Below are 25309 nucleotides of genomic sequence, written 5' to 3' on the forward strand. Positions count from 1 at the left end.
GGTGCGTCGGACGCCGGGTGCTGCACGAGCACCGTGACGTCCGTCGTGTGGACTGCCAGGTCTCAGCCTAGGGCGGAGAGGCGCTCGAGCGCAGAGAGGACGACACGTCGGTCCGTCGTGGTCCAGAAGTCCGGCATCGACTTCGTGAGGTACGAACCGTACCGCGCGGTCGCCAGGCGCGGGTCGAGGACCGCGACGACCCCGCGGTCCGCGGTCGACCGGATGAGCCGCCCTGCGCCCTGCGCGAGCAGGAGCGCGGCGTGGTTGGCCGAGACCTGCATGAAGCCGTTGCCCCCGGCGGCCTCGACCGCCCGCGCGCGCGCCGACTTCACGGGGTCGTCCGGGCGCGGGAAGGGGATCCGGTCGATGAGCACGAGCTGGCAGCTCGGACCGGGCACGTCGACGCCCTGCCAGAGCGAGAGCGTCCCGAACAGGCACGTCGCCGGGTCTGCGGCGAACTCCTTGACGAGCGTCGGGAGCTGGTCCTCCCCCTGGCACAGGATCGGGACGTCGAGGCGCTCACGCATGGCCTCGGCGACGGCGAGCGCAGCCCGCCGTGAGGAGAAGAGCCCGAGGGTCCGGCCCCCGGCAGCGGTGATGAGGTCGGCGATCTCGTCGAGCTGGCCGTCCGTGGCGGCCTCCCGGCCGGGCTGCGGCAGGTGCTTGGCGATGTAGAGGATGCCCTGCTGGGGGTAGTCGAACGGGCTGCCGACGTCCACGCCGGTCCAGGTGGCGCCGTCGTCGTCGAGACCGAGGGACCGGGCCACGGGGTCGAACGTGCCGCCGAGCGCGAGCGTGGCCGACGTGAAGACGCCCGTGCGCTCGGTCAGGAGGTGGGTCCGGATGAGACCGGCGACCGCGAGGGGCGCGGCGTGCAGCTTGCTCACCCCGTCCCCGCTCCACCGACCGTCGTCGCCCGCGCGCGAGCACCACAGGACGTCGTGGCCGGTCGGGTCCTGGGCCATGCGCTCGGCGATCTCGAAGACCTGCAGCATGGTCGCCTGGGCCATCTTCATGCCGGTGTCGGGCTGCGCCTGCGGCCCGCCCGAGGTGTCGGGCTTGAGGGCGCTCAGCACGGTGCGGGCCGCGTCACGGACGGCCGCGACGGTCGAGCGCGCGTCGTCGGGCAGGCCGTCGGGGAAGCGCTCCGCGGGGAGCGACGCGACGACGGTCCCGAACGCCCCGGTCGCCAGGTCGAGGTCCGTCGTCTGGACTCCTCCGTGGCGGCGCGCGAGGCGCGCGGCGTGCTCGATGATCGGCACGGAGAGGTCCGCGGTCGCGGCGGCCGTGACGCGGTCGCTGAGCTCGTGCGCCTCGTCGACGACCACGACACCGTGCTCGGGCAGCACGCCGGGCGACCCCGACGCGGCGATGCCCAGCATCGCGTGGTTGGTCACGACGACGTCGGCCTCGCGGGCGCTCGTGCGCGCCTGGTCGGGGAAGCAGTCGTCGATCAGCGGGCACTTGGAACCCAGGCACTCGAGGGCCGTGACCGAGACCTGGCGCCACGCCTTGTCCGAGACGCCGGGCACGAGGTCGTCCCGGTCCCCGGTCGTGGTCTCCTGGGCCCACTCGCGCAACCGCACGACCTGCTCGCCCAGCGCCGCCGCCCCGGAGGCCGCGCCCGGCGCGGGGTGCTCCGCGACGCCCGCGCGCTCGCCGCCCGTGGGCAGGTCGAACAGCGTGGGCTCGTCGGCCGGGTAGCCGCCCTCGATCTTGTGCTGGCACAGGTAGTTGTGCCAGCCCTTGAGGAGCGCGATCCGCGGCTCGCGCGGCAACCGGTCCGCGACGGCCTGCGCGACGAGCGGCAGGTCGCGCGTGATGATCTGGCGCTGGAGGGCGAGGGTCGCGGTCGAGACGATGACGCGTTCGTCCTCGCAGACCGCGTGGCGCACGGCGGGCACGAGATATCCCAGCGACTTGCCGGTGCCCGTCCCGGCCTGGACGAGCAGGTGGTCGGGTCCGCCCGAGCCGTCGATCGTCCGCGCGACGTTCACGGCCATCTGGTGCTGCCCGGCGCGACGACCGCCGCCCAGGGCGCCGACGGCGAGGTCGAGCAGCTCCTCGACGTCAGGGGTCGCGGGGCCCGTGGTCAGGGTGGTGGTGGTCTCCTCGGGCACCCCGAGAGTCTACGTGGGGCCACCGACACGGCCGGGTGCGCCCCCGTGGTCCCGCCGGGCCGGGCGCGTGCCCGGTCCGCCGGACGCGACCTCAGGCCCGGACCGCCACCGCGTTGAGCTCGAGCGCCAGACCTTCGTCGACGCGCCCGAGCAGGCGCGTGCCGGTCTCGACGTGCTCCTCGAGGTCGATCTCGCCCGTGAGGTGCACCCGGTTGACCAGGTCGCCACGGTGGTAGGGCACCACGACGTCGATCGAGACGTCGGGGCGCGGCAGCTCGTCGGCGATGAGCTGGAGCAGGTCGTCGATCCCCTGCCCGGTGTGCGCCGAGACGAGGATCGTGCGGCGCTCGCGCCCGCGGATGCGTGCGACGACGTCGGGGTCGGCGACGTCGACCTTGTTGAGCACGACGACCTCGAGCACCTGGTCGATGCCCGGGATGTCGGCCAGCACGTGGCGCACTGCCGCGATCTGCCCCTCGGGGTCGGGGTGCGACGCGTCGACGACGTGGAGCAGCAGGTCGGCCTGACCGACCTCCTCGAGCGTCGAGCGGAACGCCTCGACGAGCTGGTGCGGCAGGGACCGCACGAACCCGACCGTGTCGGCGAGCGTGTAGACGCGCCCGTCCTCGGTCTGGGCGCGACGGACCGTGGGGTCCAGGGTCGCGAACAGCGCGTTCTCGACGAGCACGCCCGCGCCCGTGAGGGCGTTGAGCAGGCTCGACTTGCCCGCGTTGGTGTAGCCCGCGATCGCGACCGACGGGATCGCGTGCCGCTTGCGCGAGGACCGCTTGGTCTCGCGGCCCGGGGCCATCGCGGCGATCTCTCGGCGCAGCTTGGTCATGCGGTCGCGGATGCGGCGACGGTCGAGCTCGATCTTGGTCTCACCGGGTCCGCGCGAGCCCATGCCGGCACCTGCGCCACCCACCTGTCCACCGGCCTGCCGGGACATCGACTCGCCCCAGCCGCGCAGGCGCGGCAGGAGGTACTCGAGCTGGGCGAGCTCGACCTGGGCCTTGCCCTCCCGTGACTTGGCGTGCTGGGCGAAGATGTCGAGGATCAGCGCGGTCCGGTCGACGACCTTGACCTTGACGATGTCCTCGAGCGCGCGGCGCTGCGAGGGCGCGAGCTCGCCGTCGATCACGACCGTGTCCGCACCGCTCACGGCCACGACGGACGCGAGCTCCTCGGCCTTGCCCGAGCCGAGGTAGGTGCCGGGGTCCGGCTTCTGGCGGCGCTGGAGCACGCCGTCGAGCACCTGGGAGCCGGCCGTCTCGGCGAGGGCCGCGAGCTCGCGCAGCGAGACCTCGGCCTCGGCCGCCGCGGCGTCACCGCTGCCGCTGTACAGCCCGACGAGCACGACCTTCTCGAGCCGCAGCTGCCGGTACTCGACCTCGGTGACGTCCTCGAGCTCGGTCGACAGGTTCGCGACCCGTCGCAGCGCGGTGCGCTCGGCCAGCTCGAGCTGGTCGCCGTCGTGGACCGAGTGCTGGGTGCCTCCCTCGGCGCGCGCGGTACCCGCCCGTGCGAGCACCCGTGCCACGACGTCACCGGCGATGTCGCGCTCGGGGCGCACGGTCTCCGGTTCGGTCTCAGGGGTGGGGTTCGCGGGGGTCTGGGTCATGGGCCGCCTTTCAGCAGAGGGTCCGGGCGCCGGGTCGGTGCGACCCTGGCCGGTCGTGCCGGGCCGGAGGGGTTCCGGTCGGCATGTCGTACAACAAGCGTGGCATGCCGGATCGTCCCGACGCGAACCAATTCGCCCCGCGGGGCCGTGGTTCATCCCAGGGCGCAGCGTGGACCGGCCGTCCGCACGCTCCCGGGCCACCGCGGCGGGCGGGGTACCGGCCGATAGGATCGGTCCTCGTGACGCCACCCGATCTGCCTCCGGACCTGACCCCCGACGCGACGCCCGACTCCTCCCCCGACCACTACTTCACGGCACGGCCCGCCTCCGCCGAGGAGCGCCGGGAGCTCACGGTCCGGCTCGCGGGCCGCGAGGTCACGGTCGAGGTCGCGTCGGGCATCTTCTCCCCCGGTCGCCTGGACCTCGGCACGCAGGTCCTCCTGCGCTCGGTCCCGCCCCTCCCGCCCGTGACGTCCGGGCCCGACGGCGCCGCGCACCTCCTGGACCTCGGCTGCGGCTGGGGTCCGGTCGCCCTGACCATGGCGCTCGGGTCGCCCGGCGCGACCGTGTGGGCCGTGGACGTCAACGAGCGCGCGCTCGACCTGGTGCGGCGCAACGCCGCACGACTGGAGCTGGAGAACGTCCGCGCGGCGCGCCCCGAGGACGTCCCGGACGACGTCCGGTTCGCCGCGATCTGGTCCAACCCGCCCATCCGGGTCGGCAAGGACGTGCTGCACGACATGCTGCTGCACTGGTTGCCGCGCCTGGAGCCCGGCACCGAGGCCCACCTCGTGGTGCAGCGCAACCTGGGCGCGGACTCGCTCATGGCCTGGCTGAACGAGCACCTCGACGACGACCTGACGGTCAGCAAGCTCGCGAGCGCCAAGGGGTTCCGCGTGCTCGAGGTCGCGCGCGCGGGCTGAGCGCCCGCCGCGCCGACCCGTCGCCTCGCGCGAGGCGACCACGGACGTCGCGCGCCGAGCGCGCCGGTGCGCGACACCGTCGGGCCACGTGACGGTGCCCGAGGTGCCGTGGTCAGCGCGTGAGGGCAGCCAGGTCGATCTCCGCCCCGAACACGATCTCCGCGGGTCCGGCGAGCTCGACGCGGCCGCCCTCCAGGGCGGTCACGCGCACCGTGCCGCCCGGCACGTCGACGAGCCACACGTCGGGCGAGGCCGGGCCGCCCCAGGCACGGACCGCGAGCGCCGCGGCGCAGGCCCCCGTGCCGCAGGACTCGGTCTCGCCCACGCCGCGCTCGTGCACGCGCATCCGCAGGCGTCCGACGACGGTCCCGTCGACCGAGACCTCCTCGCCGAGCGGGACGACCAGCTCGACGTTGGTGCCGTGCGGGGGCAGCGGCGAGACGACCGGTGCCTGCGTGAGGTCGGCCGCCGCGAGCTCGTCCTCCTGCGGCAGCGCGAGGACCGTGTGGGGGTTGCCCAGGTCGACGCTCAGCGCGGGGCGCGGGACCTCCCAGCCCGAGATCGCGACCGCGGCGTCGAAGCCCTCGTCGAGGGCCGTGCGACCGCCCGGCAGGAACCACGGGCCCATGTCCACGGCGTACCAGCCGTTCGCCTCCTTGCGCACGTACTTGACGCCCGCGCGCGTGCCCACCGCGAGCACGCGGGGAGCGGCGGCCTCCGTCGCGTCGTCGCCGGGGGCGGCGTCGGTCGCGTCGAGGTCCACGAGGCCGAGCCGCTCGGCGAAGGCCGCGAAGACGCGCACCCCGTTGCCGCACATCTCGGCGATCGAACCGTCCGCGTTGCGGTAGTCCATGAACCAGATCGCGTCGGGGTCCTCGGCGAGGACCTGCGCGGACTCGGGCACGTAGGCGGTGGGCACGAGCCGGATGACGCCGTCGCCGCCGATCCCGGACCGGCGGTCCGCGAGCGCCCGGACCTGCTCGGCGTCGAGGTCACGGCTTCCCTCGAGGTCCGCGATGAGGACGAAGTCGTTGCGGGTCCCGTGGCCCTTGGCGAAACGGGTCGTGGGACGGGGCGGCGGCTGGCTCATGAGCCCAGACTACGGCGCGTCGGACGGTCGTCGGTGCGCGCGTCCAGGGTGCCCTCGTCCGCCGCCCGGACGATCTCGAGCGCGTCGGTCAGGAGCGTCGGCGACTGTGCGTCGAGCCAGTGGACGCGCGGGTCGCGGCCGAACCAGCCCATCTGCTTGCGGGCCAGGCGGCGCGTGTTGGCGGTGATCTGCTCGCGTGCCTCGTCGGCCGTGATCTCCCCGCGCAGGTGCGCCAGGACCTCGGCGTACCCGACCGCTCGCGCCGCGGTCCGTCCGAGGCTCGGCGCGAGCGCGCGGACCTCGTCGAGGAGCCCGTGCTCCCACATCCGCTCGACGCGGCCCGCGACGCGCGCGTCGAGCGTCTCCCGGTCGCAGTCGAGGCCGATCTGCACGGCCGGGCGCACGTACTCCTGGCGCGGCAGGTTCGCGGTGAAGGGTTCGCCCGTGATCGCGATGACCTCGAGCGCCCGGACGACGCGCCGGGTGTTCGCGGGACCGATCGACGTGGCCGCCGCGGGGTCGCGCCGGGCGAGCTCGGCGTGCAGCGCCCTGGTCCCCTCGCGCTCGGCGCGCTCCTCGAGGCGGGCGCGGACGTCCGGGTCCGTGCCGGGGAAGTTCATCTCGTCGAGCAGCGCACGCACGTAGAGCCCCGAGCCCCCCACCACGACCGGCCGCCCGCCACGGGACGAGATCGCGTCGAGGTCGGCGCGCGCCGCGGTCTGGTAGTCGGCGACCGACGCGTCGTCGGCGGGGTCGAGCACGTCGAGCTCGTGGTGGACGATGCCTCGGCGCTCGGCGACCGGCACCTTGGCGGTCCCCACGTCCATGCCGCGGTAGAGCTGGTAGGCGTCGGCGTTGACGATCTCGGCAGGGGCGAGGGCCTGTGCGAGGTCGAGGGCGAGGTCCGACTTCCCGGTCGCGGTGGGGCCGACGACGGCGACGATGAGCATCCGAGAACCGTACCCGGCGTTCGGGCCCGGTCCCCGAACGCCGGTCGGGCGTCGCCGGCGGGCCGGAGTCCCGTCGGACAAGTCCACCCTGTCCTGGTGTGGGTGGACGTGCGTAGGCTCACCGGGGGGCTGACGGGCGAGAGCGCGCCCGGACGGCCTCCGCCGCCGCACCGCAGCGACGACCGACGACGAGGAACGAGACATGAGCTACTTCACCAAGCCCGGCGACACCCTCCAGGCCCCCAACGCCCCGCTGACGCGTGACCGGATCGAGGCCTTCCTGGCGGGCAAGGGGTGGACCTACGGGATCGACGACGACGGCGACCTCGGCGGCGGGTGGGACGGGAACGTCTTCTACTTCTTCGTGATGGGGAGCAAGGACGAGATCCTGCAGGTCCGCGGACGGTGGCACCGCACGCTGAGCACCTCCGACGAGGCCCAGGTGACCCGGGTCGCCAACGAGTTCAACCAGAGCAGGATCTGGCCCAAGGTGTACACGCGCGTCGAGGGCGAGCACGTGGCCGTCTACACCGAGGTGTCGACGGACCTGGAGCACGGGGTGGCGGACGACCAGCTCGGCCAGCTGATCGAGTGCGGGCTGTACTCGGGGCTGCAGTTCTTCGAGCAGCTCGGCGCACGCTTCCCCGACCCGGACGCCGGCGCGGCCGGCACGAACGTCTTCGTCGAGGACCTGCCGCTGTGACGAGCACGTTCCAGGTCGACCTGCACGGCGTCGTCGACCTGCTCGCCCGTCACCTGTACTCGAGCCCGCGCGTCTACCTGCGCGAGCTCCTGCAGAACGGCGTGGACGCCATCACCGCGCGCCGGGACGTCGCCGGTGAGGACGCCCCTGCCGCGATCCGGCTGCGGCCCCTGCCCGACGGTTCGCTCGAGGTCACCGACACGGGCATCGGGCTGACGCTCGCCGAGGCGGGCGACCTGCTGGCCACGATCGGGCGCAGCTCCAAGCGCGACGTCGAGCTCGGCACGGGCCGCGAGGAGTTCCTGGGCCAGTTCGGCATCGGTCTGCTGTCCGCGTTCATGGTCGCCGACGAGATCGAGCTCACGTCCCGCTCGGCACGCCTCCTGCCCGACGGCGCAGCTCCCGCCCCGGTGCGCTGGCGCGGGTTCGCGGACGGCAGCTACGAGCTGACCGAGGTCGCGGGCGACGACCCCACGGTGCCCGCCGAGCCGGGCAGCGTCGTCCGCCTGCGCCCGCGCCGCGACATGGAGCACTGGCTCGCTCCCGAGACCGTCACGGCTCTCGCGCAGGACTTCGGGTCGCTGCTGCCGGTCGACCTCCAGGTCGAGGTCCGCCTCGACCTGGGCACGACCGACGAGGTTCACGGGGCCGGCGGGGGCGGCACGGCCGACCACGCCGTCGACGGGTCCCTCGCGGCCGCCGTCGGCGAGACGTCGCCCACGGTCTGGCGTCGGCTGAGCGGCAAGGAGCTTCCGTGGAGGGAGCAGCACGCGACGCCCGCCGAGCGCGACGCGGCACTGACGCGGTACGCCGAGCAGACGCTCGGCTTCACGCCGCTGGCCCGCATCGACCTCGACCTCCCGCTCGCGGGCCTGACGGGCGTCGCGTACGTGCTGCCCGCGGCGGTCTCCCCCACGACGCCGTCGAGCCACCGCGTGTACCTCAAGCGCATGCTCCTGGGGACCCGGGTCGACGACCTCCTGCCGCCGTGGGCGTTCTTCGTCCGCTGCGTCCTGGACGCCTCCGCGCTGCGCCCCACCGCGTCGCGCGAGGGGCTCTACGAGGACGAGGTCCTGCTCGCGACGCGCGAGGCCCTCGGCGCCCAGGTCCGGGAGTGGGCGCTGGCCACGCTGGCCGAGAACTCCCCCGCGAGCCGCGCGTTCCTGCGCGTGCACCACCTCGCCGTGCGGGCTCTCGCCCTCCAGGACGACGACATGCTCGACCTCGCGGCCCGGGTCCTGCCGTTCGAGACCACCGAGGGGACGGGCACGCTCACTGACCTGGCCGCCACCCTGCCGGAGGGGGCCCGCCTCCTGTGGACCCCCAGCGTCGAGGAGTTCCGCCGCGTCGCGCCCGTCGCCGCGGCCCAGGGGCTCGGGCTCGTCAACGGCGGGTACGTCTACGACGCGGACCTGCTCGAACGCGTCTCACGACGCTTCCCGCAGTGGCGGTTGTCCCCCGTGACGGCGCACGACGTCTCGCAGGCGCTCCTGGAGGTGGACCCGCTGCGCGAGCTCGAGGTCGCCGACGCCGTCCGGGCCGTCGACGGCGCGCTCGCGCCGCAGGACTGCGAGGCGATCGTGCGCGCGTTCGAGCCCTCGGCGCTGCCCGCGATGCTCCTGCACGACCGCGACGGGGACCACCAGCGCGAGGCGCAGGTCACCGCGGAGGCCGCCGACGACGTCTGGGGTCAGGTGCTCGCGGGACTCGCGGGTCCTGCCCGTTCCCGGCAGCTCGTGCTCAACGACACCAACGAGACCGTCCGGTCGCTCCTCGCGACGACCGACCCGCAGGTGCTCGAGGCCGGCGCCCAGTCCCTGTACGTCACCGCGCTGCTGCTCTCCGGCCGGCCCCTGCGGGCCTCGGAGGCCACCCTCATGAACGGCTCGCTCGGGGTCCTGCTCGACCGCGCGCTGCGCCCCGGCACGACCCCCCTGGAGGAGAACCGATGACCCGCACGGTCCACGAGGCCAACGAAGCGCTGTCCCACGTCCGCGAGATGCCGTACGGCGTGGCCCGGAGCACCGCCGCCGAGGCGGAGCTCGCACGGATCACGGCCGACGGCCCGGTCGAGGCACGGGCGTACGCGCTGTTCGTGCTCGTCGAGTCGTACGTCTGGGGCAACGAGGTCACCAAGGCCTACCTGCCCTTCACCCAGCTCCTGCGGTGGTGGGACGAGCACCCCGAGCACTTCGACGAGCAGGACACGCACTCGCTGTTCTGGTCGTTCAAGTGGATGGTCGGCAACCTCATGGACTTCCCCGCGGTCCCGGCCGCGCAGATCGAGCGGACACTCGACGACATGGAACGTCGGTACGCGGTCGCCGGCAACGGGATGAACGCCGTGACCATGTCCCGGTTCCAGTGGGCTCGTGCCCGGGGGACACAGGACACGGCGACGGCGTACGAGTCCTGGGTCGCGACGCCCCGGGACGACTTCTCGCAGTGCGAGGCGTGCGAACCGGGCGACCGTGCCGCCTACCTGTTCGACGCCGGGCGCCTGGACGAGGGCATCCGTCTCCTGGAGCAGGTCCTCGCGGGCTCCCCCGAGTGCGCGACCGAGCCGGGCGACATGCTCTCCCGGCTCCAGCTCGCCTACCTCGAGACGGGGGACGCGGACAAGGCGGCGGCGACCCACCGCAGGGGCCTGCGGCACCTCGACAACGGGGTCTCGATGGAGGGGCCGCAGGGCCGCCACATCGAGTTCCTCGCGCGGACGGGCAACGTCGAGCGTGCGCTGACCCGGATCGTGGAGCACCAGGACCACCTCGTGACCGCGGACTCCCCTCGCGACCGTTGGGCGTTCCTCCTCAGCGTCGGGACGGCGACGTCGCTGCTCGTGGCGGAGCACGGTGAGCGTCCTGTCGCTCTGCGCGAGGTCCCGGCGTCCACGGTCGCCGAGCTCGACGCCTGGGTGCGCCGTGAGGCCAGGGAGATCGCCGCCGCGTTCGACGCGCGCAACGGCACCGACGCGACGGCCCGGCGCACCGAAGAGGTGTGGGCGAGCGTCCCGACGCTCCTGCCCGTGAGCCTGAGCGTGCTCGGGACCGTGAGGGCCGACGCGCCCGTCCCGGCGACGAGCCGGTCCGCCACGGCCGCGGCCGGAACCACCGAGACCGCCCCGGCGACGGGCGGACCCGCCGACATCTCGGCGTTCACCGCGGGCAGCGCGGTCACGTCCGAGGACCGCGTCGCGCGAGCCGGGGACGCGCCGTCTCTCGTGGCCAGGGCCGAGGACGTCCGGTCCGACGACCCCGCGGGGTCCGCGGGCCTGTACCAGCGGGCCGCCGCACTGCTCGAGGCCGAGGGCGCCCTCGACGAGGCGGGCTTCGCGCTGGCAGAGGCTGCACAGCTCGCGGTGGACGAGCAGGACGTCGAGGGCGCCCTCGCGGCCTTCCCCCGGGCCCTGGCGCTCCTGCGCGCGGGTGGCGTCGCCCCCGCGTACCGGGGGCCGGTCGTGCGGGCCTACGCCCGGCTCACCGCGAGAGCAGGTGACGCGGGCGCAGGGCTCGTGGCCGTCGACAAGGCTCTGGCGGAGGCCGGCGACACGGTCGTCGACGGGACCTCGGGCACCTCGGGTTCAGCGGGTACAGCGGGTACAGCGGGCACAGCGGGCACAGCGGGCACCGTCGGCACTGCGGGTACGGGGATCGCCGCGGCGCAGGAGGAGCGCGCTGCCCGCGAGCGCCGCGAGCTCCTCGACACGCGCGCCCGGCTCCTGGCCACGCTCGGCGAGCACGAGCGAGCGTCCTCGGCCGCCGAGGCCGTCGCCGAGGAGTACGCCCGCGCGGGCGACCTGGGCGGCGCGGCGCACGCGTTCTGGCTCGCCGGGACCACGCGCTCCGACGCGGGCGACCTCGAGAGCGGGGTCCTCGCGCTCGAGTCGGCTCTCGACGGTTTCGGGCTCGCGCAGGACCATGCCTCCCGGGCGCTCGTGGGCAACGAGCTCGTCTCCGTCCTGCGCCGTCTGGGCCGGCACGACGAGGCCGGACAGGTGGCGGAAGCGGTCAGCCACCGCTGACCGCGCGTGCTCGGTGCGCCGACCGGTCCGGGCGACCTGGCCCGGTCGGCGCACCGGTGCGCCCCGCGTGCGCCCCGCGTGCGCCCCGCGTGGATCCCGGCCCCACGGATCCGGTCAGGTCACCCGGCGCGCTGCCGCACGCTGCACACGTCCCAGCCGTGCGTCCCGCATCGCGGCACGGATCGCGGCCACCTCGGCGGGATCGGCCGTGGCGGGCGACCCCGCGTCGAACGGCGGCTGCGGGTCGTACTCCAGCATGAGCTGCAGTCGGCGGGCGACGTCCTCACCGAGCTCCTCGGCCGCGAGGACCAGGGCGAAGTCGATCCCGGACGTGATCCCGGCCCCCGTCATGCGGTCCCGGTCGACGACGACCCGTTCGGCGACCGGGAGCGCTCCGAGCTCTGCGAGCAGCGGCAAGGACGCCCAGTGGGTCGTGGCCCGGTAGCCGTCGAGCAGACCGGCGGCGGCCAGCAGGAACGACCCGGTGCACACCGAGGTCACCCACCGGGCACCGGCCGCCTGCCGGCGCAGGAACGCGAGCACGTCCTCGTCCCCGAGCAGCTCGAACGTCCCGTCCCCACCGGGCACGAAGAGCACGTCGGCCGGGGGTGCGTCGGCGAGCGTCGTGGTCGGGACGATCGACCATCCGCAGTCCGTGGCGACCGGCTCGGTGTCGCGCCACGCCAGGTCCACCTGCGCGCCGGGGAAGCGCGCGAAGACCTGGGCGGGACCCGTCAGGTCGAGCTGGGTGCAGCCGGGGAAGAGCAGGGCGACGACGCGCAGAGGTGGGCTCACCGGGGCACGGTAGCAACCCGCCCGTGCGCCGGGACCCGGAATCTCACGACCTCGTAGGGGCGTTCCTCGTACTCCCCCGTCGCCTGCCGAGCGTCGCGGTCCCAGGCTTCGCCGAGCGCGTGGAGCACCGCGTCCTCGGCTGTGCGGGCCGCCACACCCTCGCCGCCCGCCCTGCCGCCTTCCGCACCCGTGACCGCAGCGCGAGCGGCGCCGTCGGGCCGCGGGGCGCTTCCGCCGGTGACCACGACGAGTCCCGCGCCCGGCTCGGCCAGGACCTCTCGCACGATCCCGACCCCCGCTTCCGGGACCGTCGCGGTCCCGAGCTCGACGACCTCGACGGGACCCTCCCAGCCCGCCGCGTCGAGGGCGAGGAGCGCGACCGACGCGGGGACACCTGCGACGGGCAGCCCCGTGGCCGCCGCCCGCGGAACCCAGCCCCACCAGCGCGGGTCCACGCCTGCCGCCTCCAGGCCCGGACGCATCTCGCCCCGCCGGTCCCCCGCCCGGGGTGCCCCGCAGTCCACGACGACGACGCGCCGGGCATCCCGGACGAGCTCACCGAGCGCGTCGAGAGCCTGGGCGCGGGACTCCACGAGAACCGTGGAGCGGCCCGCGACGCCCGGGACGAGCAGCGGGGTACCGGGCAGGGCGACGGCGCGAACGATCACGCGCGCCACGCTACCCCGCGAGCAGGGCGATCCCCAGCGGGCGCAGGTAGGGTGGACCCATGAGGTTCTTCGGCGGCAGACGGGGACACCAGGCAGGAGACGAGTCGGGCGACCAGAGCAGGCAGGACGCTCCGGACGAGAGCGCCTGGAGCGAGGCGGACGGTCGCTCGGACTCCTCGCTCGACGACGCCGCGCTGCACGCCTCGGTCGAGAGCCTGCTGCTCCGCGAGCTCGGCGGCACCATGATCGCCGACATCGAGCACGACAAGATCCCCACCCCGTTGCACCGCGCACGCGTCCTGGAGTGGATCGCCGACGCCGGGTACAGCTACTTCGTCGACGCCGAGGGTGATGCCGGCGGGCTGTGGCACGGGCGGCTCTTCTACTTCCTGCTGTTCGGCTCCCGGCACGAGATCCTGCAGGTCCGGGGCCAGTGGAACCGGGACATCACGATCGAGCGGCTCGAGGAGATCCTCGAGTTCTGCAACGAGTGGAACGCCGACCGCATCTGGCCCAAGGCCTACACGCGTGTGCGCGACAACGGCATGGTCCACGTGTTCACGGAGGTCACGGTCGACCTCGAGCACGGCGTGAACGACGACCAGCTCGACCAGCTCCTGCAGTGCGGGCTGTCCACCGGATCGATGTTCTTCGACGCCCTCGACGAGTTCTACCCGGACCCCGCGAGGTCGGCACCGTGAGCCCCGCCCCCCGGACGAGCTGGCTCGCGCGCCTGTTCGGCAACCACCGGCCCAAGCCCGTCGAGGACGTCCCCGTCGACGTCGAGCTCCCGTCGCCGCTCTCGACCCGGCGCATCGGCGACTACCTCTCGCGGCGGGGCTACCACTTCCGCATCGACGACGACGGCGACGTCACGGGCACCTGGGACGGGAACCGGTTCTGGTTCCTGCTCCTGGGCGACCACCAGGAGATCGTGCAGGTCCGCGGGCGCTGGTCGACGACCGTGCCCGTCGCGGGCCGGCTCGCGCTCCTGCAGGCGGTCAACGACTGGAACCGTGAACGCATCTGGCCCAAGGTCTACGTCCGCGAGGAGAGCCAGGGGCTCGCCGTGTACGCCGAGGTGTCGGTCGACCTCGAGCAGGGCGTGACCGACGACCAGCTCGGCCAGATCGTGTCGTGCGGGCTGGGCACGGCCGTGCAGCTCTTCAGCACGATCGGTGGGCAGCTCCCGCCCACCTGACCCCGGTCGGTCCCCCGCCTGGCCCCGGTCGCGGCCGAGCGTCACCGAGGCACGCAGTGGCATGCCGTGGCATGCCGTGGCCGAGTCCGCCTGCCCGGCGGCACCCCCGACGGTCAGGCGGCCTCGAGGCCGGCCGTCAGGGGCGGCGCAGGCTCGGCAGCCCGAGGCTCACGGGTCCACCCGTCGCGGGTGCACCGTGCGAGTGGCCGTGGTCGTCGCCGCCGTCCAGACGCGTCTTCTCGCGCGCGACCCAGGCGTCGCCCGAGCGCGTGCGGCGCACCGCGTAGGCGCCGCCGTCGAGCACCGAGTCCGCGACGAGGTGGTACGGCGCGGAGCGGGTGACCTCGACCGTGACCATGTCGCCGGGGCGGGGCAGCCGCGGGTCCAGGTCGTCGGCGAGGCGCGGGTCGTCGGCCGTGACGTCGGCGTCGGAGCGCCCGGCCATGAGCGCGACGACCTCGTCCGGCACCGCGAGGTGGACCAGGCGGTTGTCCGCGGCGCGGCCCGTCAGGCGGTGCGTCGCGCCGTCCTTGCGGCCCGAGCCCTCGGTCACGAGGACCTCGACCGTGCGGCCGACCTGCCGAGCCGACTCCTCCGCGCTCACGCGGTCCTGGAGCGCCTGGAGACGCTCGTAGCGCTCCTGGACGACCTCCTTGGACAGCTGGTCGGGAAGCGAGGCCGCGGGGGTCCCCGGGCGCTGCGAGTACTGGAACGTGAAGGCCGAGGAGAAGCGCGAGGCCTCGACGACCCGCAGCGTCTCCGCGAAGTCCTCCTCGGTCTCCCCGGGGAAGCCCACGATGAGGTCCGTGGTGATCGACGCGTCGGGCATGGCCGCCCGCACCCGGTCGAGGATCCCGAGGAACTTCTCCGAGCGGTAGGAGCGTCGCATGGCCCGCAGGACGCGGTCCGACCCGGCCTGGAGCGGCATGTGGAGCTGGGGCATGACGTTGGGCGTCTCGGCCATGGCGGCGATCACGTCGTCGGTGAAGGCGGCCGGGTGCGGGGACGTGAAGCGCACACGCTCGAGCCCCTCGATCTCACCGCACGCGCGCAGGAGCTTGGCGAACGCGCCGCGGTCACCGAACTCGACGCCGTAGCTGTTGACGTTCTGCCCGAGCAGGGTCACCTCGATCGCGCCCTGGTCGACGAGCGCCTGGACCTCGGCGAGGACCTGGCCCGGTCGCCGGTCGCGCTCCTTGCCGCGCAGGTGCGGCACGATGCAGAACGTGCACGTGTTGTTGCAGCCCACGCTGATCGACACCCAGCCCGCGTACACGGACTCGCGCTTGGTCGGCAGGGTCGACGGGAAGACCTGGAGCGACTCGGCGATCTCGACCTGTGCGGCCTCGTTGTGCCGGGCGCGCTCGAGGAGCACGGGCAGCGCGTCCAGGTTGTGCGTGCCGAACACGACGTCGACCCACGGTGCCTTCTCGACGATGCCCGAGCGGTCCTTCTGCGCGAGGCAGCCACCGACCGCGATCTGCATGCCCGGGCGCTTGGCCTTGATCGACGCGAGCTGGCCGAGGTTCCCGTACAGGCGCGTGGCAGCGTTCTCCCGGACGGCGCACGTGTTGATGACCACGACGTCGGCACGGTGCGCGGCCTCGTCCGCCGCCTCGGCCCGCGTGTACCCGGCCTGCTCGAGCATGCCCGCCATGTGCTCGGAGTCGTGGACGTTCATCTGGCAGCCGAGCGTGCGCACCATGTAGGTCCGCCGCGCCGCAGCGGGCACCTCGCCGCCGGGAACCGCGGCTGCGGGCTCGACGTCCCCCGGCGGGTCGACCGCGAGCACGTCGGCGGGACCCGCGGTGGGGCTGTCTTCGGGGCGGAGGGCGGTGGAGAACATCACCGTCAAGGGTACGGCGCGCCGGGCGCCGGACCGAAACGCTCTTTCGCCGCCAGCCGGGCATCTGTTGCCCGTCCGTTGCCGAACTGTTGCCGGAAACGGTGGCGTGCGCAACAAAACCCCCCTAGGTTCATGAAATGGACGCGCAACCCACCACCCCGAGCGACGCTCACGACGCGTCGCCCACCGCACCCTCGCCACCACCCGACGCGCCCTCGCGTGACGACGAGCTCGGACCTCCGCTCGTCGAGCTCCACGGGGTCAACAAGCACTTCGGGGACCTCCACGTCCTGCAGGACATCGACCTCACGGTCCGGCGCGGCGAGGTGCTCGTCGTGATCGGCCCCTCGGGCTCGGGGAAGTCCACGCTGTGCCGTGCCATCAACCGGCTCGAGACCATCGACTCCGGCACGATCGTGATCGACGGCGAGCCGTTGCCGGAGGAGGGCAAGGAGCTCGCCCGGCTGCGCGCGGACGTCGGCATGGTGTTCCAGTCCTTCAACCTCTTCGCCCACAAGACCATCCTCGACAACGTCACGCTCGGCCCCCTCAAGGTCCGCAGGACGAAGCCCGCGGAGGCCAAGAAGGAGGCTCTGGCCCTGCTCGACCGCGTCGGGATCGGGAACCAGGCCGACAAGATGCCGGCCCAGCTCTCGGGCGGGCAGCAGCAACGCGTCGCCATCGCCCGGGCGCTGGCCATGCACCCCAAGGTCATGCTCTTCGACGAACCGACCTCGGCGCTCGACCCGGAGATGATCAACGAGGTCCTCGACGTCATGGTCGCCCTCGCCAAGGAGGGCATGACCATGATCGTCGTGACGCACGAGATGGGCTTCGCCCGCAAGGCGGCCCACCGCGTGGTCTTCATGGCCGACGGCCAGATCGTCGAGGAGGCCCCGCCCGAGGAGTTCTTCACGAACCCGAAGAGCCACCGCGCCCAGGACTTCCTGTCCAAGATCCTGACCCACTGACCCACTGACCCACTGACCCACTCGACCCGCCGACGCACCGACGCGTCCGCGGCGACCACCCCCACGACCCAGTCTCGCGACCAGCAGTCCCCACAGCACAAGGCACGCCCCACGGTCCTCGGGCTCACCGACGAGCCCGGACCCACCTGTAGCAACCGAACAGCTCGACCGGCAACGACCGCCGGGCGCAGCGGGTGACCACCAGGACTCCCGTGACGGCTCGGCACCGACGAAGGGGAAGACACCATGCGCACACGCACCCGTACCGGAGGACTCGTCGCGCTCGCCGCGACCGCCGCACTCGCCCTGAGCGCGTGCGGGGGCAGCGACGACGGCGGCGGATCGACCGACGGCTCGTCCGCGAGCGCCGGCGGAGAGAAGATCACGATCGGCATCAAGTTCGACCAGCCCGGCCTCGGCTTCAAGGAGGGCGACACCTACACGGGGTTCGACACCGACGTCGCCCGCTACGTCGCCGAGAAGCTCGGCTACTCCGAGGACCAGATCGAGTGGAAGGAAGCGCCGTCGGCCCAGCGCGAGACGCTCCTGAGCACCGACCAGGTCGACATGATCTTCGCGACCTACTCGATCACCGACAAGCGCAAGGAGACCGTCGCGTTCGCCGGTCCGTACTTCGTCGCCGGGCAGGACCTGCTCGTCGCCGAGGACAACACCGACATCAAGGGACCCGAGGACCTCGAGGGCAAGAACCTGTGCTCGGTCACGGGCTCGACCTCGGCCCAGCGCATCAAGGACGAGTACGCCGCGGGCGTCCAGCTCCTCGAGCAGCCGGGCTACGCAGAGTGTGTCACGGCCCTGCTCTCGGGCCAGGTCGACGCGGTCACCACCGACGACATCATCCTGGCCGGCCTCGCGGCCCAGCCCGCGAACAAGGGCAAGGTCAAGGTCGTCGGTGCACCGTTCTCGACCGAGCTCTACGGCGTCGGGATCCCGCAGAGCAGCGACAAGTGCGAGGACATCAACGCCGCGATCACCGAGATGATCGAGGACGGCTCCTGGGAGGAGGCCATCACGGCCAACACCGAGGGCACGGGCTACACGCCCAACGCCTCGGAGAACCCGCCGACGCCGGACGCCTGCGCCTGACAGGTCCGCTGCCGGGCCGGGCTCGTGTCCTCACGGACGCGGGTCCGGCCCGGCACCCGTCCCTGTCCGGTCCCGTGCGGCGTCCGCGCCGCACCTCGCGAAGGGTGACCCGTAGTGGGTGACTACCTCTCTCAGTTCCTGCGACTCTTCGAGTCCTACGACGTGCTGGGCGCGTTCTGGGTCAACATCCAGCTCACGTTCTGGGCCGCGATCCTCGCGCTCGTCCTCGGCACGGCGCTCGCGCTCATGAGGATCTCCCCGATCCCGAGCCTGCAGTGGGCGGGCGCCACGTACGTCACGCTGTTCCGCAACACGCCCCTGACGATCATCATGGTCTTCCTGACCCTCGGGGTCTGGGGCCAGCTCAAGATCCAGCTCGCCGACGACTTCCCGTCGAACTTCTTCCGGTTCGCGGTCCTCGGGCTCGCGGTCTACCACGCGGCGTTCGTGTGCGAGGCGATCCGCTCGGGGGTCAACACGGTCCCGATCGGTCAGGCCGAGGCCGCGCGCGCGATCGGCCTGTCGTTCCTGCCCGCTGCGCGCATCATCATCCTGCCGCAGGCGTTCCGCGGGTCGGTCGCCCCGCTCGGCAACGTGCTCATCGCCCTCATCAAGAACTCGACCGTGGCCGCCGCGGCCGGTGTCGCGACGGAGACCTCAAGCCTCATGAAGACCATGATCGAGTTCGACTCCGACGTCATCATCGCGATCTTCCTGACCTTCGCGATCGGCTACGTGATCCTCGTGATCCCGGTGGGCCTCGCGACGACGGCACTGTCCCGCCGCCTGGCGGTGAAGCGATGACCGCGCAGCAGCAGACGGTCCTGTTCGACGCACCGGGACCCCGAGGGCGCCGCACCATCGTGGTCGGCAACGTCGTGGGCGCGATCGTGGTCGCGGGGGTCGCGGCGTACGCCCTGGTCCTGCTGGGCCGCGAGGGGCAGCTCACCGCGGAGAAGTGGCAACCGATCTTCACGGCCGACGCCTGGGAGAACTTCTACCTGCCCGGGCTGCTCGACACCCTGCGGGCCGCGGGCGTGGCGATCGTCGGGGCGCTCGTCTTCGGGCTGCTCTTCGGCATCGGGCGGCTCTCGCAGATCCGGCTCGTCCGCTGGCTCGCGGGGCTGGTCGTCGAGTTCTTCCGGGCGGTCCCGGTGCTGCTCATGATGATCTTCTTCTGGCTCTTCCTGGCCCAGCTCAAGGTGCCCGACGCCCCGTTCTGGGCCGTCGTGATCGCCCTGATCCTCTACAACGGGTCGGTCGTCGCGGAGCTGGTCCGCTCGGGGGTCTACGGGCTGCCCACGGGCCAGCACGAGGCCGCTCTCGCGGTCGGTCTGACACCGGCACAGTCGCTCCGGTCGGTCGAGGTGCCGCAGGCCCTGATCGCGATGCTCCCGGCCCTGGTCTCCCAGCTCGTCGTGGTCCTCAAGGACACGGCGCTCGGCTACATCATCACGTACACCGAGCTCCTGCAGGAGTCGCGGCGCCTCGGGTCGGCCTACGGCAACATCCTCCAGTCGCTGCTCGTCGCGGCGATCCTGTTCATCACGATCAACTACGTGCTGTCGAAGGTCGCCGAGATCCTCGCCCGGCGCCTCAAGGGACGGACTGCGGGGCCCGTCCGGGCTGCGACGCCGGGCCTCGCGGTCGGGGCTCGTGGTGCGGCTCCGGTGGGCACGGCTCCTGTCGCACCGCCCGCGCCGAAGTAGGCGCCCACCGCGGTGCGAGCACGGCACGGCCGTCCCGGTCCACCACGGACCGGGACGGCCGTCTCGTGCCCGAGCATGCCCGCACGGCCGGAGCGCTCGGGGCGCGGCCCGACGGCGTCGCTCGCCCTCAGAGGTCGTCGAACCCGCCGAAGGGCTCGTCGTCGTCCGCCGGCTCCCCCTCGCGGGCCAGCTCCTCGCGGACCAGGCCGAGCGCGAGCGAGGGGCTGTACCCCTTGCGGGCGAGCATCCCGACGATGCGTCGGGTACGGACCTCGCGGTCGAGCCCGGTCGTGCGGGCGAGGCGCCGCTGGACCAGGTCGCGGGCCGCCGCTGCCTCGTCGTCGTCGTCGACCTGGTCGAGGGCCCCGGTCGCGGTGTCGTCGTCGATACCCTTGCGCCGCAGCTCCTGCGCGATGGCGCGGCGCGAGAGCCCGCGCTCGCCGTGGCGGGTGCGGACGATCATCCCCGCGTACTCGGCGTCGTCGACGAGGCCGACCTCCTCGAAGCGCTCGAGGATCGGTTCGAGGACCTCGGGCGGGTAGCCCTTGCGGGTCATGGCGTCCATGAGCTGACGCCTGCTCTTGGGGGCTGCCGTGAGCGTCCGCAGGATCGCCTCGCGGGCGTGCTCGGTGAGCTCGGGCCCGGCGAGCGCTCCCGACTCGACGCGGTCGGCGACCGTGGGGCGGGGCTTGCGCTCCTTGCGCTCCCCCGAGTACTCCTTGCGGCGCGACCCACCGGCGCCCCGTTGCGAGGACGTGGAGCCGAAGCCGCCGCCCAGCCCGCTGCTGCCGAACCCCGAGGAGCTGCGCTCGCCGAACCCGCCACGGCCGGACGCGCCGCTGCCGCCCTCGCGTGAGCGCGCCGACCCGCCGGCACCGCGCCGGCCGGAGCCGAACCCGCCGGAACCGAACCCGGCTCCGCTCCCCCGACCGGCGGTCCGGGGACCCGTCGCCGAGCGCCCCCCGGTGGCCCCGCCCTGCGGGCCGTCTTCCGGCCCGTCCGTCGCGGGGCGGGAGGCGCGCGCCGGCTTCGCTGCGCCCGGAGACCGCCCGGAAGCGCCGACGGGCGCGTCCCCCTCCTCACCGGGAAGGGGACGCGCCCACTCGGGCATGCGGTCCAGCGGGTCGTCGACGATCAGAGGACGGCCTTCTTGCCCTTACCGGCCGGGGCCGCCGCGGGGGCTGCGGGCACGACCGGCGCACCGGCCGCAGCCGGGTCCGCGGGAGCGTCGAGCTTGGCGCCGACGCCGAGCTTCTCCTTGATGCGCTTCTCGAGCTCGTTGGCGAGGTCCGGGTTGTCGCGCAGGAACGAGCGCGCGTTCTCCTTGCCCTGGCCGAGCTGGTCGCCACCGTAGGTGAACCAGGACCCGGACTTGCGCACGAAGCCGTGCTCGACACCCATGTCGATGAGACCGCCCTCGCGGGAGATGCCCACGCCGTACAGGATGTCGAACTCGGCCTGCTTGAAGGGCGGGGCCATCTTGTTCTTGACGACCTTGACGCGCGTGCGGTTGCCGACCGCGTCGGTGCCTTCCTTGAGCGTCTCGATGCGACGGATGTCGAGGCGGATCGACGCGTAGAACTTGAGCGCCTTGCCACCGGTCGTGGTCTCGGGCGTCCCGAAGAAGACGCCGATCTTCTCGCGGAGCTGGTTGATGAAGATCGCCGTGGTGCCGGACTGGCTGAGGGCACCCGTGAGCTTGCGCAGCGCCTGCGACATGAGACGGGCCTGGAGGCCCACGTGGCTGTCGCCCATCTCGCCCTCGATCTCGGCCTTGGGCACGAGGGCCGCGACCGAGTCGATGACGATGATGTCGATGGCTCCCGAGCGGATCAGCATGTCGGTGATCTCGAGTGCCTGCTCCCCCGTGTCCGGCTGCGAGACGAGCAGCGCGTCGGTGTCGACGCCCAGCTTCTTCGCGTACTCGGGGTCCAGGGCGTGCTCGGCGTCGATGAACGCCGCGATACCGCCCGCGCGCTGGGCGCTCGCGACGGCGTGCAGGGCGACGGTCGTCTTGCCGCTGGACTCGGGGCCGTAGATCTCCACGACGCGACCGCGCGGGAGGCCACCGATGCCGAGCGCGATGTCCAGGGCGATCGACCCCGTGGGGATCACCTCGACGGGCGCACGCCCCTCCTCGCCGAGGCGCATCACCGAGCCCTTGCCGAAGTTGCGGTCGATCTGGGCGAGGGCGGCTTCGAGCGCCTTCTCGCGGTCTGCGGGTGCGGGCATGTCGCTCACCTTTGCGTGCGGGGCACGGAACCGTGCCGAGAGGATGTTCAGGAAGCCTGTGTGGTGTCTCGACGGTACGTGCCGCCACTGACACTCGCCGTCCCCCTGGTCCTGCCTGTGGACGACGGACGGTCAGCTCGTGCTGTGCACAACTCTACCCGAACACCTGTTCGAGAGAACCTCCGCCGTGCGGCGTGTCGGTCGCCTCTCCCCGGCCGCCTCTGCGCCCCCTCGTCTCGCACCGCGCCGCCGCCGCTACCCCTCCCACGACTCCCCCGGCGCCAGCACGACCGGCCGTGTCCCGGGCGACCACCGACGCACCGCCGCGGCGAACGCGAGGCCCGCGTGGTCCATCCAGCCGCGCGGCAGGTTCTGTCCGCCCGGCGTGTGCAGCGTCCCCCAGTGGACCGGGATCGCGACCCGCGCCCCGACGCTCGCGCACACGCGCGCGGCCTCGACCGGCCCCAGGTGCCCGCCCGACAGACGGGGCCCCCAGCCCGCCACGGGCACCAGCACCACGTCGATCGGCCCGCCCGCGAGCGCCGGCAGGTGCGCCATGCCCGGGTACGCCTCGGTGTCCCCCACGGCCCACACGGTCCGACCGTCCGACTGCACCAGATGCCCCACGGCCGCGTTGGGTCGGTGCGGCATGGGCCGGTGACCGTGCACCGCGGGGGTGAGGTGGACGCGCACGTGCGCTCCGACGTCGTGCCAGGCACCGTGCTCCTCGCGCACGGGACCAGGCGGCGGGACACGCGGGCGACCCGGCACGGGGCCGGCGAGCGGCCGGTCGTCGTGCTCGGGCCCTGCGCCCAGCCCCACCCCGGCGAGCCCCTTGGACCGCAGCCAGCGCGCGTTCGCGGGGGCCGTGAGGATGGGGACGTCGCCCAGGAGGCGCAGCGAGCCGAGCTCGGCGTGGTCGTGGTGCAGGTGGGAGAGCAGGACGGCGTCGGCGCCGCGCCACACCTCGGCGGGCCGGACGCCGCGCCGGCGCAGCAGCCCGGCGTGGCGCCTGAGCAGGGGGTCGGTCACGATCCGCACGTGCCCGCCCGGGGTCCGGACGTCGAGCACGACGCTCGAGTGCCCGAGCCACGTCACCCGCCACCCGGGCGCCACCTGCTCGTCCGTCACGTCCGCACCCCCAGCTCGCGCAGCCACCCCACGAGCTCGCGGTGCACGGCCTCTGCCCCCACGAGCATGCGGACCCCGCCCACGTCCTCGCGCGCGCCGTCCGTGACGCGCAGGCTCGCCGGATACAGCAGCATGGCCTCGTTCTGCGCCCCGCCCAGGCCGCCGTGCGACCCGACGAGACCCTCGAACGCGTGCACCAGCCCCGCGTCGTCGACGCTCGAGACCAGCAGCAGGTCACCCGTGTGCTCGAGCGAGGCAGCGCGCAACAGGTCGGGCGCGGCCCGTGGCCCGTACCGGGCGAGCGGGTCCTGCCCGAGGACCTCACCCGTGACCAGGTGGCGGCTGCCCTCCGGGCCGTACGCGACGACGTCGGGCACCTGGCCTTGGACGGGACCGCTCTCCTGCACGACGACGACCCCCACGGCCGGGTTCGCGACCAGTCCCGGCACGAGCGCGGGCCAGCGTGCCCGGATCTCGTCGCCCACGAGCCGGACCGGGGAGCGCGGGAACCACACGAGGCCCAGGTTCCCCGAGCCGACGACCACGACCTCGGGCAGGTCGTGGGGACCGGCGGGCTCGGGCTCACGGTCGGGGCCGACCATCACGCGACCGCCCCTGCCCTCCTCGGTGCCACCGCGCCCGAGCGCGTTGAGCGCGGTGTTGACCGCGCCCCACGTCTCGGAGTCCGCCGACGCGGGCGACCGCACCCCGGACGCCCGACGGCGCCGCTCACCCGCGGTGGGCCGGGTCGCCATGAGCCGGCGCACCTCGTCGAGGAACGAGCGCCCCACGACCTGCTCGAACGTCGCGCCGAGCGACTGACCGTGGTCCGACAGCACGACGATCTCGTAGCGGCGCGGTGCGGCGTGCGCCACCTGCTCCCACAGGCCCACGACCCGGTCGAGTCCCTCGAGCGCGCGCATCGCCTCGGGGCGCAAGGGGCCCGCATGGTGCGCGATCTCGTCGTAGTCGACGAGGTCCACGAACACCACGGGCGCCCCCCGCACGAGCTGCTCCGCGACGAGCGACGTGTTGAGGTCTCGCAGGACGACGTTCGAGACGGCACGCAGGACGGGGTAGGCGCCCAGGCGCGAGACCCGCGGCACGACGTCCCGCACGGCCTGCTGCCACCCCTGGTAGAGCTCCTTGAAGAACTCCCCCACGGTCGCCACGAGCGCCCGGACCAGGACGAACGGGCTCGAGAAGAAGTGCACGAAGAGCTGCCCCGGCCCCAGGCCCGCCCCCGCCCGGCTCATGACGAGGAGGTTCGTCGTGGCGTCGCCCGAGAACATGGTCGAGACCGCGACCCCGTCGTCCGCGAGCAGGCCCCGCCCGTCGCTCGAGAGGGCCTCGACCTGGGCCGCGTCGGCCGGCCGGTTCGTCACGACCAGGCGCCCCTGCGCTCGGTCCCACCACCGGAACGCCGGCACGTGCTCGCTCGTCCCGTGCAGGAGCCCCGCCTGGCTCGCCGGGGTGGTCGACGGGACGCGTGCCCACCACGACTCGAGCTGGTGCGAGCCCGAGCCGAGCCAGCGCGCGAGGTTCGGAGCCAGCCCCGCCTGGACCGCGTGGTCGAAGGTCTCGCGCGCGACGCCGTCGAGCTGGACGACCAGGAGGCCGGCAGGCGGCGCGCCCTCCTCTGCGCGCACGGCGCCGTGCTCGGTGGCCCCCGGTCCGTCGGGCGATCCGTCCGGCCGCGGCCGGGCGTGCCGGGCTGCGGCGCGCTGTGCCCGGCGTGCGCGCCGCAGCAGATGGTCGATCACGTACTCGTTGTCGCTCGCGCCGATCGCCCACCGGCCGATCGCCATGAAGAACGCCGCCAGGACCAGCACCGCCACGACGCTGCCCCAGTCGTCGGTCTCGAAGCCCGGCAGGTACGTCAGGGCGAGCCACGCCACCAGGACCTGTCCCGCGAGCCCCGAGACCAGCGCCCCCAGTACCCCCGCCCGACCCGCGACGACGCGCCACAGCGGCCGCAGGAGCACGTCACCGACGCCGACGACGAGCGCGGCGAGGAACACCGACCACCACGACGTGATCCGCACCCCGGGCACGAACCAGATCGCGAGGCCCAGGCCCGCGGTCGTCGACACCAAGGACCAGAGGGCTCCCGTCAGGTCGTGCACGGAGAACGGGAGACGGGAGCTCATGCGGCCATGATGCCGCGAGGAGGCTCGTGCTGCGCGGGCACCTGGCGCGTGGGCGTCGGGCAGGCTCGCCC

The 25309-nt window shown here is 73.5% G+C and carries 21 protein-coding genes; 10 read left to right on the forward strand and 11 right to left on the reverse strand.

From position 1 onward, the window contains the following. Positions 1–62: 62 nt before the first annotated feature. Together JOD49_RS03380 and hflX are read right to left on the reverse strand one after the other, a co-directional pair. Entirely contained in the window at positions 63–2120 is a 2058-nt protein-coding gene (locus JOD49_RS03380; protein WP_307822358.1) for an ATP-dependent DNA helicase, read from the reverse strand. Between the two features lie 91 nt (positions 2121–2211). Beyond that, positions 2212–3741, reverse strand: coding sequence for a GTPase HflX (hflX, locus tag JOD49_RS03385; protein WP_205305963.1), 1530 nt, complete (start codon positions 3739–3741; stop codon positions 2212–2214). A gap of 239 nt (positions 3742–3980) precedes the next feature. Here hflX and JOD49_RS03390 point away from each other — a divergent pair, with 239 nt between their 5' ends. Then, positions 3981–4664 (forward strand): class I SAM-dependent methyltransferase, encoded by a 684-nt coding sequence (locus tag JOD49_RS03390; RefSeq protein WP_307822359.1) that lies wholly within the window; start codon positions 3981–3983, stop codon positions 4662–4664. Positions 4665–4776: 112 nt separating this feature from the next. Here the strand turns inward: JOD49_RS03390 and JOD49_RS03395 are convergent, their stop codons facing one another. After that, the gene (locus JOD49_RS03395; protein ID WP_205305965.1) at positions 4777–5754 is read right to left on the reverse strand and encodes a diaminopimelate epimerase; all 978 of its coding nucleotides are present in this window, start codon (positions 5752–5754) and stop codon (positions 4777–4779) included. Next, the gene (gene miaA, locus JOD49_RS03400) at positions 5751–6704 is read right to left on the reverse strand and encodes a tRNA (adenosine(37)-N6)-dimethylallyltransferase MiaA (RefSeq protein WP_205305966.1); all 954 of its coding nucleotides are present in this window, start codon (positions 6702–6704) and stop codon (positions 5751–5753) included. Before miaA ends, JOD49_RS03395 begins: the two co-directional genes overlap by 4 nt. Positions 6705–6906: 202 nt before the next feature. On the opposite strand from miaA, the gene JOD49_RS03405 reads away from it, so the two are divergent. The 3 genes from JOD49_RS03405 to JOD49_RS03415 are packed head-to-tail and all read left to right on the forward strand — an operon-like array spanning position 6907 to position 11428. Then, positions 6907–7407, forward strand: a complete 501-nt coding sequence (locus JOD49_RS03405) for a type III secretion system chaperone family protein (protein ID WP_205305967.1) — start codon at positions 6907–6909, stop codon at positions 7405–7407. Further along, a complete protein-coding gene (locus JOD49_RS03410) occupies positions 7404–9359 on the forward strand; it encodes an HSP90 family protein (RefSeq protein ID WP_205305968.1) in 1956 nt (651 codons plus the stop codon). The genes JOD49_RS03405 and JOD49_RS03410 overlap by 4 nt, the downstream gene beginning before the upstream one ends. Then, on the forward strand, positions 9356–11428 hold the full coding sequence (locus tag JOD49_RS03415) for a serine/threonine-protein kinase (protein WP_205305969.1): 2073 nt from the start codon (positions 9356–9358) through the stop codon (positions 11426–11428). Before JOD49_RS03410 ends, JOD49_RS03415 begins: the two co-directional genes overlap by 4 nt. A 114-nt stretch (positions 11429–11542) precedes the next feature. Here the strand turns inward: JOD49_RS03415 and JOD49_RS03420 are convergent, their stop codons facing one another. Beyond that, positions 11543–12223, reverse strand: a complete 681-nt coding sequence (locus JOD49_RS03420) for a DJ-1/PfpI family protein (protein ID WP_205305970.1) — start codon at positions 12221–12223, stop codon at positions 11543–11545. After that, positions 12220–12891 (reverse strand): hypothetical protein, encoded by a 672-nt coding sequence (locus JOD49_RS03425; protein ID WP_205305971.1) that lies wholly within the window; start codon positions 12889–12891, stop codon positions 12220–12222. The genes JOD49_RS03420 and JOD49_RS03425 overlap by 4 nt, the downstream gene beginning before the upstream one ends. Before the next feature lie 59 nt (positions 12892–12950). Here JOD49_RS03425 and JOD49_RS03430 point away from each other — a divergent pair, with 59 nt between their 5' ends. Continuing rightward, positions 12951–13592, forward strand: coding sequence for a type III secretion system chaperone family protein (locus JOD49_RS03430; protein ID WP_205305972.1), 642 nt, complete (start codon positions 12951–12953; stop codon positions 13590–13592). Beyond that, positions 13589–14092 (forward strand): type III secretion system chaperone family protein, encoded by a 504-nt coding sequence (locus tag JOD49_RS03435; RefSeq protein WP_205305973.1) that lies wholly within the window; start codon positions 13589–13591, stop codon positions 14090–14092. Before JOD49_RS03430 ends, JOD49_RS03435 begins: the two co-directional genes overlap by 4 nt. A gap of 136 nt (positions 14093–14228) precedes the next feature. Here the strand turns inward: JOD49_RS03435 and miaB are convergent, their stop codons facing one another. Then, entirely contained in the window at positions 14229–15797 is a 1569-nt protein-coding gene (miaB, locus tag JOD49_RS03440) for a tRNA (N6-isopentenyl adenosine(37)-C2)-methylthiotransferase MiaB (protein ID WP_239525675.1), read from the reverse strand. 278 nt (positions 15798–16075) lie between these two features. On the opposite strand from miaB, the gene JOD49_RS03445 reads away from it, so the two are divergent. The 4 genes from JOD49_RS03445 (at position 16076) to JOD49_RS03460 (ending at position 19725) form a co-directional block, all read left to right on the forward strand. Next, on the forward strand, positions 16076–16909 hold the full coding sequence (locus tag JOD49_RS03445) for an amino acid ABC transporter ATP-binding protein (protein WP_205305975.1): 834 nt from the start codon (positions 16076–16078) through the stop codon (positions 16907–16909). Positions 16910–17155: 246 nt separating this feature from the next. After that, positions 17156–18016, forward strand: coding sequence for a glutamate ABC transporter substrate-binding protein (locus JOD49_RS03450; RefSeq protein WP_205305976.1), 861 nt, complete (start codon positions 17156–17158; stop codon positions 18014–18016). 114 nt (positions 18017–18130) lie between these two features. Then, positions 18131–18820: an amino acid ABC transporter permease gene (locus JOD49_RS03455; RefSeq protein WP_205305977.1), complete on the forward strand. Its 690-nt coding sequence runs from the start codon at positions 18131–18133 to the stop codon at positions 18818–18820. After that, positions 18817–19725, forward strand: a complete 909-nt coding sequence (locus JOD49_RS03460; protein WP_205305978.1) for an amino acid ABC transporter permease — start codon at positions 18817–18819, stop codon at positions 19723–19725. Before JOD49_RS03455 ends, JOD49_RS03460 begins: the two co-directional genes overlap by 4 nt. 127 nt (positions 19726–19852) lie before the next feature. Here the strand turns inward: JOD49_RS03460 and JOD49_RS03465 are convergent, their stop codons facing one another. The 4 genes from JOD49_RS03465 to JOD49_RS03480 form a co-directional block, all read right to left on the reverse strand. Next, entirely contained in the window at positions 19853–20836 is a 984-nt protein-coding gene (locus tag JOD49_RS03465; protein WP_205305979.1) for a regulatory protein RecX, read from the reverse strand. 23 nt (positions 20837–20859) lie between these two features. Further along, positions 20860–21957 carry a recombinase RecA gene (gene recA, locus JOD49_RS03470; protein ID WP_205305980.1) on the reverse strand — a complete coding sequence of 366 codons (1098 nt, stop codon included), beginning with the start codon at positions 21955–21957 and terminating at the stop codon, positions 20860–20862. Positions 21958–22212: 255 nt separating this feature from the next. Next, positions 22213–23088 carry an MBL fold metallo-hydrolase gene (locus JOD49_RS03475; protein ID WP_307822360.1) on the reverse strand — a complete coding sequence of 292 codons (876 nt, stop codon included), beginning with the start codon at positions 23086–23088 and terminating at the stop codon, positions 22213–22215. Further along, entirely contained in the window at positions 23085–25238 is a 2154-nt protein-coding gene (locus JOD49_RS03480) for a phage holin family protein (RefSeq protein WP_205305981.1), read from the reverse strand. The genes JOD49_RS03475 and JOD49_RS03480 overlap by 4 nt, the downstream gene beginning before the upstream one ends. Positions 25239–25309 lie beyond the last annotated feature (71 nt).

The sequence above is a fragment of the Oerskovia jenensis genome (assembly GCF_016907235.1).
In the GTDB taxonomy this organism is placed as follows: Bacteria; Actinomycetota; Actinomycetes; order Actinomycetales; family Cellulomonadaceae; genus Oerskovia; species Oerskovia jenensis.